At 71.6% G+C, this 17,448-nt stretch carries 15 protein-coding genes; 8 read left to right on the forward strand and 7 right to left on the reverse strand.

Features of this window, described 5'->3' with window-relative positions; all coding sequences use genetic code 11:
* Positions 1–123 precede the first annotated feature (123 nt).
* A complete protein-coding gene (locus BJY14_RS19655; RefSeq protein ID WP_179844957.1) occupies positions 124–1,407 on the forward strand; it encodes an adenylosuccinate synthase in 1,284 nt (427 codons plus the stop codon).
* A gap of 68 nt (positions 1,408–1,475) precedes the next feature.
* The gene (locus tag BJY14_RS19660; RefSeq protein ID WP_312879315.1) at positions 1,476–2,318 is read left to right on the forward strand and encodes a glycerophosphodiester phosphodiesterase family protein; all 843 of its coding nucleotides are present in this window, start codon (positions 1,476–1,478) and stop codon (positions 2,316–2,318) included.
* A 349-nt stretch (positions 2,319–2,667) separates the two neighbouring features.
* Here BJY14_RS19660 and BJY14_RS19665 read toward each other — a convergent pair whose 3' ends face one another.
* The gene (locus BJY14_RS19665) at positions 2,668–3,753 is read right to left on the reverse strand and encodes a magnesium and cobalt transport protein CorA (RefSeq protein WP_179844958.1); all 1,086 of its coding nucleotides are present in this window, start codon (positions 3,751–3,753) and stop codon (positions 2,668–2,670) included.
* Between the two features lie 370 nt (positions 3,754–4,123).
* On the opposite strand from BJY14_RS19665, the gene purD reads away from it, so the two are divergent.
* The 6 genes from purD (at position 4,124) to BJY14_RS19695 (ending at position 12,349) form a co-directional block, all read left to right on the forward strand.
* On the forward strand, positions 4,124–5,374 hold the full coding sequence (gene purD, locus BJY14_RS19670) for a phosphoribosylamine--glycine ligase (RefSeq protein ID WP_179844959.1): 1,251 nt from the start codon (positions 4,124–4,126) through the stop codon (positions 5,372–5,374).
* 34 nt (positions 5,375–5,408) lie between these two features.
* Positions 5,409–6,554, forward strand: a complete 1,146-nt coding sequence (locus tag BJY14_RS19675; RefSeq protein ID WP_179844960.1) for a low temperature requirement protein A — start codon at positions 5,409–5,411, stop codon at positions 6,552–6,554.
* Complete coding sequence (gene purB, locus BJY14_RS19680) at positions 6,547–7,857, forward strand: adenylosuccinate lyase (RefSeq protein ID WP_179844961.1); 1,311 nt, start codon at positions 6,547–6,549, stop codon at positions 7,855–7,857. The genes BJY14_RS19675 and purB overlap by 8 nt, the downstream gene beginning before the upstream one ends.
* A gap of 8 nt (positions 7,858–7,865) precedes the next feature.
* Positions 7,866–8,654, forward strand: a complete 789-nt coding sequence (locus BJY14_RS19685; protein WP_179844962.1) for an MOSC domain-containing protein — start codon at positions 7,866–7,868, stop codon at positions 8,652–8,654.
* A 269-nt stretch (positions 8,655–8,923) separates the two neighbouring features.
* Complete coding sequence (gene murA, locus BJY14_RS19690; RefSeq protein ID WP_179838279.1) at positions 8,924–10,210, forward strand: UDP-N-acetylglucosamine 1-carboxyvinyltransferase; 1,287 nt, start codon at positions 8,924–8,926, stop codon at positions 10,208–10,210.
* An 807-nt stretch (positions 10,211–11,017) separates the two neighbouring features.
* Positions 11,018–12,349 carry a transcriptional regulator gene (locus BJY14_RS19695; RefSeq protein WP_141579421.1) on the forward strand — a complete coding sequence of 444 codons (1,332 nt, stop codon included), beginning with the start codon at positions 11,018–11,020 and terminating at the stop codon, positions 12,347–12,349.
* Between the two features lie 195 nt (positions 12,350–12,544).
* Here the strand turns inward: BJY14_RS19695 and hisC are convergent, their stop codons facing one another.
* The 6 genes from hisC to BJY14_RS19725 all read right to left on the reverse strand — a co-directional run bounded on the left by hisC (position 12,545) and on the right by BJY14_RS19725 (position 17,415).
* Positions 12,545–13,618, reverse strand: a complete 1,074-nt coding sequence (hisC, locus tag BJY14_RS19700; protein WP_179844963.1) for a histidinol-phosphate transaminase — start codon at positions 13,616–13,618, stop codon at positions 12,545–12,547.
* Positions 13,619–13,657: 39 nt separating this feature from the next.
* A complete protein-coding gene (locus tag BJY14_RS19705) occupies positions 13,658–13,951 on the reverse strand; it encodes a DUF6401 family natural product biosynthesis protein (RefSeq protein WP_179844964.1) in 294 nt (97 codons plus the stop codon).
* A gap of 57 nt (positions 13,952–14,008) precedes the next feature.
* Entirely contained in the window at positions 14,009–14,683 is a 675-nt protein-coding gene (locus tag BJY14_RS19710; RefSeq protein WP_179844965.1) for an NUDIX hydrolase, read from the reverse strand.
* A gap of 243 nt (positions 14,684–14,926) precedes the next feature.
* The gene (locus tag BJY14_RS19715) at positions 14,927–16,273 is read right to left on the reverse strand and encodes an SPFH domain-containing protein (RefSeq protein WP_179844966.1); all 1,347 of its coding nucleotides are present in this window, start codon (positions 16,271–16,273) and stop codon (positions 14,927–14,929) included.
* Between the two features lie 145 nt (positions 16,274–16,418).
* Entirely contained in the window at positions 16,419–16,622 is a 204-nt protein-coding gene (locus BJY14_RS19720; protein WP_179844967.1) for an NfeD C-terminal domain-containing protein, read from the reverse strand.
* Between the two features lie 94 nt (positions 16,623–16,716).
* Positions 16,717–17,415, reverse strand: coding sequence for a hypothetical protein (locus BJY14_RS19725; RefSeq protein WP_179844968.1), 699 nt, complete (start codon positions 17,413–17,415; stop codon positions 16,717–16,719).
* Between the last annotated feature and the right edge of the window lie 33 nt (positions 17,416–17,448).

Genomic DNA, 17,448 nt, shown 5'->3' on the forward strand with positions numbered 1-17,448 from the left:
CAGGTGACGGCCGGGAAGCGGCCTCCGGTTTCTTTGTCGCCCGCCTGCGGGTACGCTTTGATCGCAAGAGGCCCCTTCGCGCTTGCGGCGACCGGGGCCTTCGTCGTGGGAAGGAAGAACGGCATGCCTGCCATCGTTCTTGTCGGTGCCCAGTGGGGAGATGAGGGCAAGGGCAAGGCGACAGACCTGCTCGGTGGGGACGTCGACTATGTCGTCCGATACCAGGGCGGCAACAACGCGGGCCACACGGTGGTCATCGGCGACAAGAGCTACGCGCTGCACCTGCTGCCGTCCGGAGTGCTGTCGCCCGACGTCGTCCCCGTCATCGGCAACGGCGTGGTGATCGACCCGGCCGTGCTGCTGCAGGAGATCGACGGCCTGCGGGACCGCGGCATCGGCTGCGAGCGGCTCCTGATCTCGGCGAACGCGCACCTGATCATGCCGCACCACCGCGCCCTCGACAAGGTCACCGAGCGCTACCTCGGCAAGGCCCGGATCGGCACCACCGGCCGCGGCATCGGCCCCACCTACGCCGACAAGATCAACCGGATGGGCATCCGCGTCCAGGACCTGTTCGACCCGAACATCCTCACGCAGAAGCTCGACCTGGCCCTGCGCGAGAAGAACCAGGTCCTGACGAAGGTCTACAACCGCCGCCGCATCGAGACCGGGCCGATCGTCCAGGAGTACCTGGCCTACGGCGAGCGCCTCAGGCCGTTCGTCGCCGACACCACGCTCGTCCTCAACAAGGCGCTGGACGACGGCAAGGTCGTCCTCCTGGAGGGCGCGCAGGGCACGCTGCTCGACATCGACCACGGCACGTACCCGTTCGTGACCTCGTCCAGCCCCACGGCCGGCGGTGCCTGCGCGGGCTCCGGCGTCGGCCCCACCAAGATCACCCGTGTGATCGGCATCCTCAAGGCCTACACGACCCGCGTCGGGTCCGGGCCGTTCCCCACCGAACTGCTGGACGAGCAGGGCGAGTACCTGCGCACCACCGGCGGCGAGTACGGCGTGACCACGGGCCGCGACCGCCGCTGCGGCTGGTTCGACGCCGTGATCGCCCGCTACGCCACCCGCGTCAACGGCATCACCGACTACTTCCTGACGAAGCTGGACGTCCTGTCCGGCCTGGAGCGGGTCCCGGTGTGCGTCGCCTACGAGGTCGACGGCGTCCGGGTGGACGAGCTGCCCACGACGCAGACCGAGTTCCACCACGCCAAGCCCGTCCTCGAATACCTGGACGGCTGGCAGGAGGACATCACCGCCGCCAAGAAGTTCGAGGACCTGCCCGCCAACGCGCAGGCCTACGTCCGGGCCCTGGAGAAGATGTCCGGCGCCCAGATCTCCGCGATCGGCGTAGGCCCCGGCCGCGACCAGACCCTTTCTCTGAGGCCCCTGGTCTGACCTGGCGTTTCCCTTGCGCTCACCCGTTCTCCACCGGGCGTTCGGTGACGGGCGGTAGCGTGCGGTCGGTGATCTCTTCCGTCGAGGTGCACGGGCATCGGGGGGCGCGCGGCCTCCGTCCGGAGAACACCCTGCCCGGCTTCACCCACGCACTCGACCTCGGCGTCGACGTGATCGAGCTGGACGTGGGCCTGTCCTCGGACGGCGTGGTCGTCCTCGGCCACGACCAGGTGCTCTCCCCGGCCGTCCTCGCCGACACGGGCCCCGCCTGGCCGGGCGACCCCGCCTACCCTTATCTCGGCAGGCCCGTCCGCGAACTGTCACTCGCCCAGTTGCGGACGCTCGACGCGGGCCTCAGCTGCGAGTCCGCCCCGATGCCCGGCACCCGCATCCCCACGCTCGCGGAGGCGTGCGCCCTACTGGCCCCCACCGGCGTCAGGCTCTCCGTCGAACTCAAGACGGACCCGTCCTGGACCGACGAAGAGGTGGAGCTCCTGACGGCTTCCGTGGCGGCCGTCATGAAGGCCTTCGGCTGCACCGAGCGCTCCCAGCTCCTGGCCTTCGACTGGCGCGTCCTGACCGAGGCCCGCCGCCACTACCCGGACCTGGGCCGCGTCGCCCTGATGGAACGCAAGACCCTGACCCCGGAGACCGCCTGGCTCGCAGGCCACTCCCCGACCGACCCGGTGGCCGCGGCCCTCGCCCTGGGCGCCACGGCCGTCTCCCCCGAACACGAGATCACCACCCAAGCCCTGATAGACCAGGCCCACTCAGCGGCCCTCCCGGTCATCGTCTGGACGGTCAACACCCCCGAGGACATGACCCGCTTCATGACCCAGGGCGTAGACGCGATAGTCACCGACTACCCGGATGTTCTCCAGACCCTCCAAGCACGAACCCCCGCCGTCTGACGCACGACGCCCAGCCACCGCCGCAACCCCGCAACAACCTCAAGGGCCGCGATCGCGTCCGAAGGCAGGTTCGAGCTTGCGAGAACCTGATCGCGCAGCGAGCCGCCAGGCGAGCCGGAGCGATGCCAGCGATCGCCCGCAGTACTCGACGATGGAGGGCCCCCAGGGCCCGAAGGAGGAGAGCACTGCAATAAACACGCCGCGATCGCGTCCGAAGGCAGGTTCAAGCGAAGCGAGAACCTGATCGCGCAGCGAGCCGCCAGGCGAGCCGGAGCGATGCCAGCGATCGCCCGCAGTACTCGACGATGGAGGGCCTTCAAGGCCCGAAGGAGGAGAGAAATGCAAAAAACTACAACCAGCCGTTGCGGCGGAAGCCTCTGTAGAGGGCGAAGCAGGCGAGGGAGATGACGCTGAGGATCATGGGGTAGCCGTACTGCCAGCGGGTTTCGGGCATGTGGTCGAAGTTCATGCCGTAGACGCCGGCGATGGCGGTGGGGACCATGAAGATGGCGCCCCAGGCGGAGATCTTGCGCATGTCCTTGTTGTCGGCGACGGTGACCTGGGTCATGTGCGCCTGGAGGATGGGGTTGAGGAGTTCGTCGTAGGACTCGACCTGCTCGCGGACGCGGGTGAGGTGGTCTTCGACGTCGCGGAGGTATTCCTTGATCTCGGCGGGGACGAAGCGGCGTCCGGTGAGGTTGCGCAGGGGGCCGGCGAGGGGGCCGACGGCGCGCTTGAGCTGGATGACTTCGCGCTTGAGACGGTAGATGCGGCGGGACTCGTCGGTGCGCTCGGGGGAGAAGACGGCCTCTTCGACCTCGTCGATGTCCTCCATGACGGCGTCGGCGACGCCGACGTAGCCGTCCACGACGCGGTCGGTGACGGCGTGCAGGACGGCGGCGGGGCCGTGGGCGAGGCGGGCGGGGTCCTTTTCGAGGTCGCGGCGGACGGGGCCGAGGGCGCCGTGGGCGCCGTGCCGGACGGTGACGACGAAGTCGGGGCCGCAGAACAGCATGATCTCGCCGGTTTCGACGACTTCGGCGCCGCCGGGGCCGCTGGAGACGTAGCCGACGGTCTTCATGACGACGAAGTGGACGTCGTCGTAGCGTTCGAGCTTGGGGCGCTGGTGGGCGTGGATGGCGTCCTCGACGGCGAGGGGGTGCAGGCCGAAGACCTCGGCGAGGTCGGAGAGTTCGCCGGCGGACGGCTCGTGGAGGCCGACCCAGACGAAGCCGGCGCTGTCGCCTTCGGGGACGAGCCGGCCGTCACGGACGAGGCGGACGGCGTCGGCGACCGTGGCGGTGCAGACGCGGTGGCCGTCGATGTAGGCGGCCCAGTCGATGACGGCGGAATCGCGGTTCGCAGCCTGCACGCCGCTGGGGCGGCCGCGCGTCTTGAACAGCGCGCGGCTGGGGCGGACTCGTGTCATGGCCATGGGAGGTGCTCCTAACCCGCCGGCCACGCACGCAGTGCGCGCTCAACCCAGGCTGGTCAGCGAAGGGAGCGCGCGAGGGCGTCGGCCGGGCGCCAGATGGAGGCGGACGGTGGAACAGTCCTGCTCGGACTGTGAGGGTTCTCCGGCGAACTGCAAGTATCACCAGGACTCATCCCGACCACCTCCTTTCGGGCACCTCGACGCCGGGCGGTCAAGCCCGTGGCAGCCTACCAGCCGATATGTAGGACGCCGCCCGTATCGGTGAGGTTCACACATCCCCGGTGTGATGGCGGCCTCACCCCGCTGCATGCCCCTTCGCGCAAGGGTTATGCGCGCCCTGCGGGCGGCGGGGGACCAGTAAGCTCGCGACGTGCGAGTACTCGTCCTTGGATCGGGTGGCCGCGAGCATGCGCTCGCCCGCGCCCTGCACCGTGACCCTGCCGTCACCGCCCTCCACTGCGCCCCGGGCAATCCGGGCACGGCAGAGATCGCGGACAACCACCAGCTCGATCCGACGAACCGCACGGCGGTGGTGGAACTGGCCGCGCGGCTCCGGGTGAGCCTGGTCGTCATCGGCCCGGAGGCCGTGCTCGTGGCCGGGGTCGGCGACGCCCTGCGCAAGGCCGGCATCCCCTGCTTCGGGCCTGACCGGGCCGCCGCGAAGATCGAGGCGTCCAAGGCGTTCGCCAAGGAGGTCATGGCCGCGGCGGGGGTGCCGACCGCCGACTCGCGGGTGTGCGAGTCGAGCGGGCAGGCCGAGGAGGCCCTCGACGCCTTCGGCCCGCCGTACGTGGTGAAGGACGACGGGCTCGCGGCCGGGAAGGGCGTGGTCGTCACCGAGAGCCGCGAGGAGGCGCTGCGGCACGCCGACGCGTGCGACCGCGTCGTGGTCGAGGAGTACCTGGACGGTCCCGAGGTCTCCCTGTTCGCGCTGTGCGACGGGCAGCACGCGGTCGCGCTGCTGCCGGCGCAGGACTTCAAGCGCGCCTACGACGGCGACGAGGGCCCGAACACCGGCGGAATGGGCGCCTACACGCCGCTGCCGTGGGCGCCGCCCGAACTGGTGGACGAGGTCATGGCCACGGTCGTCCAGCCCACCGTGGACGAGCTGCGCCGACGTGAGACCCCGTACGTCGGTGTCCTGTACGCCGGGCTCGCGCTGACGTCCAGGGGCGTGCGAGTGGTGGAGTTCAACGCGCGGTTCGGCGACCCCGAGACCCAGGTGGTGCTGGACCGCCTGGACACCCCGGTCGCCACGCTGCTCCAGGCCTGCGCGATCGGCGGGCTCGACCCGGACCTGCGCCTCGAATGGCGGCCGGGCGCGGCCGTCACGGTGGTCGTGGCCGCCGAGGGCTATCCGGCCGCCCCGGCGAAGGGCGACGAGATCACCGGCCTGGAGGAGGCCGGCGCGGTCGAGGGCGCCTACGTCCTGCACGCGGGGACCGCGCTCGGCGGCGAGGGGCAGCCCGTCGCGAGCGGCGGGCGGGTCCTCAACGTCGTCGGCACCGGGCCCGACCTCGCCGCGGCCCGCGCCGCCGCCTACGAGGCCGTGTCCAGGATCGGCCTGCGCGGCTCCCACCACCGGACCGACATCGCGCTGAAGGCGATCTCCGTGCCATGATTACCTGATTACATCGATACAAGGCGGGTCAGGCATGGCATCCCCTTCCGTGCCGGCGGGCGGAGAGGTCTACCGCGTCACGACGCTGGAGCTCTTCTTCGACCTGGTGTTCGTGTTCGCGGTGACCCAGCTCAGCCACGTGCTGGTCAAGGAACTGAACGCGCTGGGCCTGGTCCAGGTCGTGCTGATGTTCGGCGTCCTGTGGTGGATGTACGGCGGCTACGCCTGGCTGACCAACACCCTCACGCCCACGACGGCGGGGCGGCGCCTGATGCTCCTGGTCGGGATGGGCGGGTTCTTCATGGTGGCCCTGGCCACCCCGACGGCGTTCAAGGGCGGCGGCGTGCTCTGGGGCTTCGGGTACCTGGTGCTGGTGCTCGCCCATGTGACGCTGTACGCGCAGGGCAATCCGAACATCCTGCGCGTCCTGCCGGCCAACCTGCTCGCGGCCGTCCTGATCATCATCGCGGGGGTCCTCGACCACGGACCGGCCGTGTACGTGCTGTGGACGCTCGCGCTCGTCGTCCCGATCGTCCAGCCGTACATCGTCTCGCCGGGCGGGCTGTTCACCATCCAGCCCGCGCACATCGTCGAGCGGCACGGGCTGCTCGTCATGATCACGATCGGCGAGTCGGTGATCGCGGTCGGGGCGGGCGCCGAGCACGCGCACCTGGACCCGGGCCTCGTCGTCGCCGTGCTGCTCGGGCTGGCGCTCGCCGCCGCCGTCTGGTGGAGCTACTTCGCCAGGGACGACGAGCGCGCCGAGGAGTCGCTGACCGCCGCCGACGACGTGCGCCGCACGCAGATGACGATGTTCGGCTACTTCTACGCCCACATCCCGCTGGTCGTCGGGATCATCGTCGCGGCGGCCGGCATGGGGCAGGCCGTCGGGCACGCCTGGGACGGCCTGCACACCGGTCCCGCGCTCGCGCTGGCCGGCGGCGTCGCGCTCTACCTGGCGGGCGACGTGGCGTTCCGCCGGACCGTCCGCATCGGGCCGTCCCGCATCCGGCTCGGCGCCGCCGCCGCCGCACTCGCGGTCACCCCGCTCGGCCTCTGGGTGGCCGCCGCCGAGATCGCCGCGCTGGTCCTGGTGATCGCCGCCGCGCTGGCGCTCGAACACGCGGCGACCCGGCCGGACGCGCCGGTTCCCGGCCTGGGACAATCGTCGGGTGATTGAGCGCTACACCCTTCCGGAGATGGGCCGCGTCTGGAGCGACGCGCACAAGTACGAGCTGTGGTGCCAGGTGGAGGTCCTCGTCGTCGAGGCCCACGCCGAGGCCGGCACGATCCCGCCGGAGGTGGTGGAGCCGGTGCGCAAGGCGCCGCCGCCGACGCCGGACGCCGTGCACGCCATCGAGGCGGTGACGCAGCACGACGTGATCGCCTTCCTGTCGGCGTGGGCCGACAACACCGAGCCCCGGGAGGCCGCCCGGTACGTCCACTTCGGCATGACGTCGTCGGACCTGCTCGACACGGCGCTCGCGCTGCAGCTGGTCGAGGCCACCGACATCCTGCTGGAGAAGGCGGACGCGCTCGTGGCGACGCTGCGCGACCACGCGCTGGCGCACCAGGCGACGCTGCGGGTCGGGCGCACGCACGGCATCCACGGCGAGCCGGACGTGTGGGGCCACCGCGTCGCCGACTTCGCGTTCGCCATGGCCCGGTCCCGCGACCGGCTGCGGCGCGCCCGCGAGGCCGTGGGCGTGATGGCGATCTCGGGCGCGGTCGGGACGTACTCCAACATCGACCCGGCGATCGAACTGCACGTCGCGCGCAAGCTCGGTCTGAAGGCCGCGGACGTGTCGACGCAGGTCGTCCTGCGGGACGGGATCAGCGAGTGGACGTCGTCCCTGGCGATCATGGCGACGGTGTGCGAGGCGGTCGCGCTGGAGGTGCGGCACGGGCAGCGCACCGAGGTCCGGGAGCTGTGGGAGCCGTTCGGCAAGGGCCAGAAGGGCTCCTCGGCGATGCCGCACAAGAAGAACCCGATCATCTCCGAGCGGCTGGCGGGGATGGCGCGGATCGTGCGGGCCCAGGTCGTCCCGGTGCTGGAGGGCATCCCGCTGTGGCACGAGCGCGACATCTCGCACTCCTCCACAGAGCGGATCGCGCTGCCGGACGCCTCCATCGCCCTCGACTACATGCTGAACCTGACGAACCGCCTCATGTCCGGACTCGTCGTCGACGAGGCGCGGATGCGGGAGAACCTGGAGTCGACCGGCGGGCTCATCTACACCTCGACCGTCCTGCTGGAGCTGGTCGAGGCGGGCATGTCGCGCGACGACGAGGCGTACCCGCTCGTCCAGAAGGCCGCCATGCAGACCTGGGAGACCGGCACGCCGTTCCGCGAGACGCTGCGCGTGCACGCGGCGGAGGCGGGCCTCACGCTGGACGAGAAGCGCCTGGACGAGGTGTGCCGCCCCGAGCGCTTCGTGGAGCGCCTCGGCCCGATGTTCGACCGCCTGACCGCTCTCAGGTAGGAGGGGCCGTGCAGGGGACCCTGACCGAGCTGAACGCCTACCCGCTCAAGAGCGGCGGCGGGACCGCGCTGCGCGGCGCCGAGCTGACCGAGCGCGGCCTGCCGTTCGACCGCGAGTTCATGCTGGTCACCCCCGAAGGCCGCTTCCTGTCCCAGCGCGACCACGCCCGGATGGCGCTGATGCGCCCGTCCTACGACGGGACGGTCCTCACGGTGGACGCCCCCGGCGCCCCGCGGCTCGTCCACAAGGCCACGGACGAGGGCGAGGTGCGGGAGGTCTCGGTCCAGCGGTCGCAGTGCCGGGGCGTCGACCAGGGCGACGAGGCGGCGGCCTGGTTCGGCGACCTGCTCGGCGCCGGCTGCCGCCTCGTGCGCTTCACCGGCGCGCGCCCCACGGCCCGGGGCGGCGGCGAGGTCATGTTCGCCGACGGCTACCCGCTGCTGGTCATCTCCGCCGAGTCCCTCGCCGACCTCAACGCGCGGCTGGACGAGCCGCTCCCGATGAACCGGTTCCGCCCGTCCCTCGTCGTCGAGGGCCTCGGCCCCTACGGCGAGGACGAGGTGCGCCTGCTGCGCGTCGGCGAGGCCGTCATCGAGATGGTCAAGCCCTGCACCCGCTGCGTCATCACCACCACCGACCAGCGGACCGCCGAGCGCGGCCGCGAGCCGCTGCGGACGCTCGCCTCCTACCGCACCCGCGACCGCGGCATCCAGTTCGGCCAGAACTGCGTCCCGCGCGTCCTCGGCACGCTCAGGGTGGGGGATCCGGTGGAGGTCGTCGAGGCCCGCACCCCCTGATGATCTTCAAAACCCCGGCGGCGGGGGCCCGCCGCCCCTAGGCTCCCCCTGGGAATTTTCCCAGGGAACGCGAACCTTTGGCGTGTTCCGGAAGTCTCAACGAGCAGACTGACGCCCGCGGGGCCCGGGCCGGACGCCACACCTCCGGCCCGATGGTTTACTGGGGTCGCGTCGGCAGCGGGGGGACACCGTCAGGCACGCTCGGCCCTCGTGCTCCCAACTGGATCGCACACGCAACCGCACCCGAGAGGAAGTTAGGCGGCATGAGCATGGGCCACGAGGTTCGCTACCGCATGCGCGGCGGCCGGCAGCTGCACGGCACGGTCTTCATCCAGGGGGCGAAGAACGCCGTCCTGCCGATGATCGGCGCCTCGCTGATGGCCTCCCGGGGACGCACCGTGCTGCGCAACGTCCCGATCATCGAGGACGTGCGGCGGGCGGTGGAGCTGGCCCGGGCCATCGGCGCCAAGGCCGAGCTGCACGAGACCGAGCGCACGCTGGTGATCGACGCCTCGACGCTGAGCAGCCCCGTGCTGCCCGCCGAGATCGCGTCCCGGTTCCGCGGCTCGTTCCTGTTCGTCCCGGCGCTGCTGCACCGCCTCGGCGAGGCGGTCATCGAGGGCGTCGGCGGCTGCAACCTCGGCAGCCGCAACCTGGACTTCCACTACAACGGCTTCAAGCGGATGGGCGCCACGGTCACCGAGCACGTGGCCGACAACGGCGACGGCATCATCCACATCAAGGCCGGCGACCTGCGCGGCGGCACGCTCTACTGCGACACCCCCTCGCACACCGGCACCGAGAACCTGATCATGGCGGCGGCGCTGGCGCACGGCACCACGCTGATCAAGAACGCGGCGCTGGAGCCGGAGGTGCTGGACAACATCGCCATCCTCCAGGCGATGGGCGCCCGGATCAGCGGCGGCGGCACCGGGTTCATCACGGTCGAGGGCGTCGACGAGCTGACCGCCGTCGAGCACACTGTGATGCCCGACCGGATCGACGCCGGCGTGTTCGTGATGGCCGCCGCGATCACCGGCGGCGACCTCAGCCTCGTCGGCGCCTCGCTGGAGCACCTCGGCGTCGCGGCCGACAAGCTGGAGCAGATGGGCGTGGAGTTCCACCAGCAGGGCGCCGTCCTGCAGGTGCGCCGCGACCGCACGCTCCGCCCGATCAACGTCATCACCGACGAGTACCCGGGCTTCGCCACCGACCTGCAGTCGCCGATCATGGCGGTGTCCTGCCTGGCCGAGGGCCCGTCCTACATCTACGAGCGGATCTTCGACGGCCGGTTCAAGCTGGCCGGGGAGCTGGCGAAGATGGGCGCCGACATCGAGGTGGACGGCAACCGCGCGAAGGTCAACGGCCCGCGCGGCCTGCGCGGCGCCGAGGTCGAGGCGCACGACCTGCGCTGCGGCAGCGCGCTGGTGCTGGCCGGCCTCGCCGCCGAGGGCGAGACCACCATCACCTCCGCCTACTACCTCGACCGCGGGCACGCGCACACGGCCGAGCGCCTCTCCCAACTCGGCGCCGAGATCGTCCGGGAAGTCGGCTAGATCCCGCGGCGCCGCCCGTCCCGGGTCGCCGTGCGCCGATCGGCCGAATGTGGCCTTAGGCCTGACCAACTCCTGGTTGATCCCTGACGGACCGAGTAACGGCCGGCGGCAAATCCGTTGAGCCGTGCGTTACCGCCTGGTTACGCACGGCTCGGACGGACCTTCCTTACCACGCGAAGCTTGACTCTCTGACCTGCGAAGTCATGCGTGGAACGGTCCGAATCGACCGGACCGTAACGCGGTAAAAAATCACCGGCGACCCCCGGCCGCGCGGTCTGGACGGATCACTCGTCTTTCCGGAGCAGGTGAGATCGGGTCGCCGGATTTCGGCCCTCGCGTAAACCAAACGGACGCCGCAGGGGTCCCTCCAGTACGTAGGAGCGTCAGGAAGGGACCCCCGCCGTGATTTCGGGTCTTGTTTTTCAACTTCGGACATCCGAAGATGCAGGATCAAGGCTGGCCGATTGGTGACAAATTACTGACCAGGGGGTCGCGTAGGTTACTTTTTCGCCGCACTCTTGATTCGATTTCGCGTCTGGGTGTCACATCATGTAGCCCTGACCCGATCTGCCAGCTAGAAGGAGATCTCCTCCGCTTCGCCGAAGCGGATGGGAGCTCGGGCAAGAAGGCCCACCTCCGCTTTCCGGAGGCGGGTCGACCGGAAGTCGAATCGCACGGGAACTGCGGGTGCTGGGTCAGAAGGCAGGGGCGTCAAGCCATGAGTCAACCGTTGGGCGGAACGTGCGCGATCAGATGGCCGGGGCGGCGCCCCCGCCGAGAGGCCGGATGGGAAGCGAGCGATCACCGATGACGGCGGCGAGAACGGGGTCCGTCACCCCCGACCTCACGATCGGGGTCGTGGGCCCCCATGACCTCGTCGAACGGGTCATGCTCATGGGCCATGGCCCGACCCCCGTACCGAGCAGGCTGGTGGCCGCCGCGTACCGCGACGAGCAGGAGGCGGCCGACAAGGTCGTGCGCCTCGGCTCGGGCGTTGACGTGTGCCTGTTCGCCAGCCCGGTCCCCTACGACTTCGCGCGCAAGGCCGGCGTCCTGACGATGCCCGCCACGTACGTGCCGCTGAACGGCGCCGCCCTGCAGGGCGCGCTGCTGCGGGCGTCCCTCGACGAGCGCTTCGACCCGGCCAGGGTGAGCATCGACGTGCTCGGCCGCGCCGAGGTCGAGGAGGCCTACTCCGAGATCAGCCTCGGCACCGAGCAGGTGCACCTGCGCGAGGAGGCCGCGGGCCCCGGCACGCTCGCCGCGTTCCACGAGCGGCTCTGGCGACGCGGCGCCACCACCGTCGCGATGACCTGCGTGCACGCCACCGCCGAGCGCATGGAGATGGCGGGCGTCCCGACCATCCGCGTCCGGCCGACCGGCGCCGCGATCCGCAGCTCCCTGCAGACCGCCGCGCTCCTCGGCGCCCACCACCGCCTGGAGGAGTCGCAGCTCGTCGTCGTGCTGGTCGACGTCCCGACCCTCCGCGAGACCCCGCGCCGCGTCACCCCGCGCTACTGGCGCGACGAGCTGAAGCTGGCCCTGCACCGGGTGCTCCTCCAGGAGGCGCACCGGATGAACGCCTCGGTGTGGCCCGTCGACGACCACAGCTACCTCGTCATCGCCACGCGCGGCTCGGTCACCGCGTCCACCGAGGGCTTCCGGACGCCGCCGTTCGTCGAACGCGTCCGCGAGGAGCTCGGCCTGGCCATCGAGGTCGGCATCGGCATGGGCCGCACGGCCCACGAGGCGGAGAACCACGCCCGCGCCGCCCTGGCACGCTCCCAGAGCTCCCAGCGGGCGCAGGGCTTCGCGCTGGACCGCGACGGCCGCGCGCTCGTCCCCGCGCCGCGCACGCCGCCGCGCGCCCAGCCGCAGGCCAAACCGAAGGGCCTGGAGATCCTGGCCCGGCTCGCCGACAAGCTCGGCGACCAGGAGCAGCCCCTCATCGTGGACGCGGAGAACGCCGGCAAGATGCTCGGCGTCACGCCCCGCACGGCCCGCCGCCTCCTGCGCACGCTGGTCGAGGAGGGCCTCGCCTGGCCGCTCCCCCCGAACCGCACCCCCCAGCCGGGCCGCCCCCGCCAGCTCTACCGCCTGATCGTCGAGAAACTAGGGCCCGCGGCGAAGACGAGTTGATGGCAGTGCCCTCCTCCTTCGGGCCTTGGCGGCCCTCCATCGTCGGGCACCGCGGGCGATCGCTGGCATCGCTTCGACTCGCCTTGGCGGCTCGCTGCGCGATCAGATTCTTGCTTCGCTCGAATCTGCCTTCGGACGCGATCGCAACGTCGAGGACGGTCGCGGGACCGGGAGAGGGCTGGGGCGGGCGGGCGGCTACCGGTTGAAGGTCTTGGCGACGGTCAGGAAGGCGTCGTTCTCCTCGGGGGAGCCTATGGAGACGCGGGCGCCCTCGCCGTCGAAGGGGCGGACGCTCACGCCCTGGGCGTCGCAGGCGGCGGAGAACTCCATCGTGCGGTCGCCCAGGCGCAGCCACACGAAGTTGGCCTCGGTGGGCGGGACCGTCCAGCCGTCGGCGAGGAGGGCGGCGCGGACGCGGTCGCGCTCCTTCACCGTGCCCTCGACGCGCTCCATCAGCTCGTCGGTGGCGGCCAGGGACGCGACGCCGGCGGCCTGCGCAACGGAGTTCACGCTGAACGGCAGGAACGTCTTGCGGATCGAACCGGCGACGAGCGGGTGCGCGACGAGATAGCCGATGCGCAGGCCCGCGAGGCCGTAGGCCTTGGAGAACGTGCGCAGGATCGCCAGGTTCGGGCGGTCGCCGTAGAGGGTGAGGCCGTCGGGGACGTCGCCGTCGCGGACGTACTCGCGGTACGCCTCGTCCAGGACGACCAGGCAGTCCGCGGGGACGCGGTCCAGGAACGCCTCGATCTCCGCGCGGCCGACGGCGGTGCCGGTGGGGTTGTTCGGGTTGCAGACGAAGACCACCCGCGTGTTCTCGGTGATGGCGTCCGCCATCGCGCGCAGGTCGTGGGTCTCGTCCCGCAGCGGCACCTGGACGCTCGTCGCGCCCGACAGCGACACCAGCAGCGGGTACGCCTCGAACGACCGCCACGCGTAGACGACCTCGGCGCCCGGCTCGGCGACGGCCTCCAGCAGCATCTGGGTCATCCCGACGGAACCGCAGCCCACCGCGACGTGGTCGGCGGGGACGCCGCAGAACGACGCGATCGCCTCGGTCAGCGAGGTCGCGTTGTTGTCCGGGTAGCGGTTGATGTTGCGCGCCGCCTCACCGATCGCCTCCACGACCGAGGGCAGCGGCCCGTGCGGCGACTCGTTGGACGACAGCTTGAACGAGCGGCCCTCGGGCGACACCACGACCTTGCCGGGCCGGTAGGCCACGAAGCGGTCGAGGACGGAGCGGAAGCGGGGTGTGGTTGCCTCGGACACCGTTGTCCTCCAGATTGCACAGGGGTGATGGGCCCCAGCCTACGCAGCGTTCCTCATCATCCAGCAAACGGCCACGATCCGGACGAACTCCCAGTCCTGGGTGTCCCGCGGCCACCATCCCCGGTTGAACGCGTCCTCCGCGAACCCGTGCAGGTACCCCATCAGCTCGTCCGCGCCGGGCGGTTCGCCGGGCGCGCCGAGCTCGTCGCGGAGGCTGGCCACGTGCTGGTCGACGGCCGCCGCGAGGCCCGGGGAACCGGACATCTCCGCGACGCCCGCCTCTCCGATGTCCCGGACGAGCAGGCCGAGAACTTCGGGCGAGTCACCGTTCATAGGGGGTGAAACTAGCAACGGTCAGGCGCTGCTCGGAACATCGCCCCAGGTAAAAGCTCATCCGCGGGGCCGCAGCATGGGCGGCCTCAGCTGCTCGGCATCGCCCCGGCGGTAGAGGCGCGCGGGCCGTCCGCCGTCCCGGGTCGTCGTCCGGTCGGTCGGGATGAGGAACCGGTCGGCGCCGGTCACCTTCCGGTGGAAGTTCCGCGGGTCCAGGGTGGTGCCCCACACGATCTCGTAGACGCGCCGCAGCTCCGCGACCGTGAACTCGGGCGGGCAGAACGCCGCCGCCAGCGAGGTGTACTCCAGCTTCGCCCGCGCCCGCTCCATCCCGTCGCCCAGGATCCGCCGGTGGTCGAACGCGGCCCGGTCGTGGTGGAGGAGGTCGTCCACGGCCGTCCACAGCACCTGGGCGCGGCTGGAGGCGGGCAGGTCGGGCGCCAGCCCCAGGTACGCGACGCTCACCACCCGCTGCCGGGGGTCGCGGTCCGGGTACCCGTAGGTGGCGAGCTGCTCCAGGTGGATCCGCACGTCCGCGAGCCCCGCCCGCTCGGCCATCAGCCGGGCCGCGGCGACCGGCAGGTCCTCGTCGAGCTGGATGAAGCCGCCCGGCAGCGACCACGCCCCCTCGTACGGCGCCCGGTCGCGCCGCCACCGCAGGGCGCACAGGCGCTGCTCCCGGACGGTGAGCACGACGAGGTCGACGGAGACGGCGAGCCGGGGCACGGACATGCAACGAACTTAGCGGGGCCGGCCCCCCGCCGAGACCAGGAAGGCCCGGCGGGCCGGGCCTTCCTGGCCCTGTGTTTTCTCAGTCCCGGCCCACTTCGCTCGCCTGGCGGCTCGCTACGTGACCGGGCCTGGGCGAACGCGGCATCGCTTCGCGATCTGCCCGGTTCCGCTCGCCTCCGGCTTCGCTCCACCGGGCAGCTCACGCGTTCGCACGCGGGGCACGAGACCACTTCGAGCCAGGCCCTAGTCCTCCTTGGGGATCTCGACGGGGACGGTGGCGGCCGGGGCTCCGTTGTGGCCGTTGGCTCCTGCCGGGGCGCTCTGGGTGTTCATCCCGGCCAGGAGCTGGCGGGCGACGCCGAGGCCGGTGCCGCCGAGCGTGAGGGCCTTGGCGAGCATGTCCTCGACGCCCTGGGCGCCGTTCAGCACGACCATGTTGTCGACGTTGCCGAACACGCCCGCGCCGGCCTCGACGATCTGCGGCCACTGCTCGGCGAGCTGCTGGGCGATGACGGCGTCGGTGTTCTCCGCCAGCGCCTCCGCGCGGGCCTTGATCGCCTCGGCCTCGGCCAGGCCGCGGCGCCGGGTCGCGTCTGCCTCGGCCTCACCGATCAGCCGGATGGCCTCGGACTCGCGCTGCGCCTTCAGCTGGACCTCGGTCGCGGCGGCCTGGGCGTAGGAGATGCGCTCCTCGCGCTCGGCCTCGGCCAGCTTGACCTGCTCGTAGGCGCGGGCGTCGGCGGGCTTGCGGATCTCGCTCTCCAGCCGCTTCTCGGTGCGCTCGGCCTCCAGCTCGGCGTTGCGGGTCTCCTTGAGGATGACCTCCTGGCGGGCCTGCTGGGCGGCCTGCTGCACCTGGCCCTCGTACTCGGCCTTCTTCATCTCGGTGTCCCGGATGACCGCCGCGTTCTGCCGCTCGGTCTCCTGCTCGCGCTCGGTGGCCTCCTGGTTGCGCTCGGCCTCGGCGATGCGGGCGGCGGCGGCGACCCTGGCGGCGTGCGGGCGGCCGAGGTTGGTGATGTAGCCGGTCTCGTCGTCGATCTCCTGGATCTGCAGGGAGTCGACGACCAGGCCGAGCTTGCTCATCTCGTCGGCGGCCGAGCCGCGGGTCTCGGAGGTGAGCCGCTCGCGGTTGAGGATCAGGTCCTCGACGGTGAGGTTGCCGATGATCGAGCGCAGGTGGCCGGTGAACAGCTCGTGGATCGCGCCGTCCATCGAGTTCTGCTGCTCCAGGAAGCGGCGCGCGGCGTTGGCGATCGACACGAAGTCGTCGCCGACCTTGTAGATGACCACGCCGCGGACCTTGACCGGGATGCCCTGCTGCGTCACGCAGTTGACCTCCAGGTTCGCGGCGCGGCTGTCGAGCCGCAGCCGGCGCGCCGTCTGGAAGCCGGGCAGGACGGACGTCCCCTTACCGGTGATGATCTTGAATCCGAGGCTGTCCACCCCGTCGATCGGCTTGGACTTCGCGCCGAGCCCGGAGATGATCAGGGCCTCGTTCGGCTCGGCGACCCGCCACACCATCTTGAACAGAACGATCAGCACGATGATGGCGACGACGACGCCGATCGCCACGGCGATCACGGGCATACGGGCCTCCTCCTCCGGGGGTCGGGCGGCCGGCCCGAAGTGTCAGACCCGTCCGCGTTTCCCATCAGACGCTGCGGAGGCGGATTCGGTTCGGTCTCCGAACCGGATGTTCACGTCCGCATCAGGCCACGTCCGCGCGGGACGATCAGCGGGCCAGCGCGGGTGCCACGTACACCGTGCGGGGCGGGTGGTACTCGACCACGACGACGATCGAGCCGACGCCGATCTCGTCGCGCGGGTCGACGGGATGGGCGTAGAACGCCTCCGCCCCGCCGCGAACCGCGATCATGACCTCGCCGACCAGCCCGGGCCCGATCCGGCCGGTCACCCGGCCCTCTTTGCCGATCAAGGACACCCCCTGGCCCGGTCCGCCCGGAGCCGCTCTCCGCGCCGTGTACGGCGAACGCTATCCGCTGCGCCGCGGGGACGGCGAGCCGCGGGGCTCAGGACAGGACGCGGCCGGCCTGGGCCAGCGCCTCGCCGGCCAGGCGCTCGGCGTCGGCGCGGGTGGCGCCGGGCCCGTAGACCGTGATCGTGGCGAGGTAACGGCGGCCCCGGAACACGACGTACCAGGTCCGGGTGCGGGCGCCGCCGCCGGTGGTGGCGACCCCGACGGTGCGCGAGCCCTCGCCGATCTCGCCCTTGGGCGCCTCGGCCACCCGGTGCGCGGCCCAGGCGGTGCCGACCCGGGTGCGGAACCTCAGGCAGCCGGGAGGGACGCGGGCGTTGACCTGCTTCTCGGCGTCCGCGGCGGGCATGCTCATGAGGGTCTCGGTCGCGGTCAGGCCGCGCCCGCCGGTGAACGAGACGAGCGCGGCGGGGACGTCGCCGGCCACGTCGCCGCCCGGGCGGGACTTCCCGCAGCTGGGCTTGTCCAGGACGGCCTCGCGCTGGAGCCTGGAGGCGTTCTGGATGGCCTTCAGCGAGCCGTACTCGCCCCAGTCGGGTTCTCCCGCGCGCCGGTAGCCGGACGGCTGCTGGAGCAGCGCCTGCGCCAGCTGGGCGGAGGTGTAGCCGATGCCCGCCACCTCGGCGCGGGCGGTGCCGCGCACCTGGCGGGCGCGCTCGGCGTCGCCGCCGCACGCGGTGGCCGCGACGGCCGTCGACAGCAGGAGCGTGACCGGGAGGAGCCTGTGCGCCATGGCGGCGACACTACGGCGCGGAAGGGGCGCACC

It is taken from the genome of Actinomadura luteofluorescens (genome assembly GCF_013409365.1).
GTDB lineage: Bacteria > Actinomycetota > Actinomycetes > Streptosporangiales > Streptosporangiaceae > Spirillospora > Spirillospora luteofluorescens.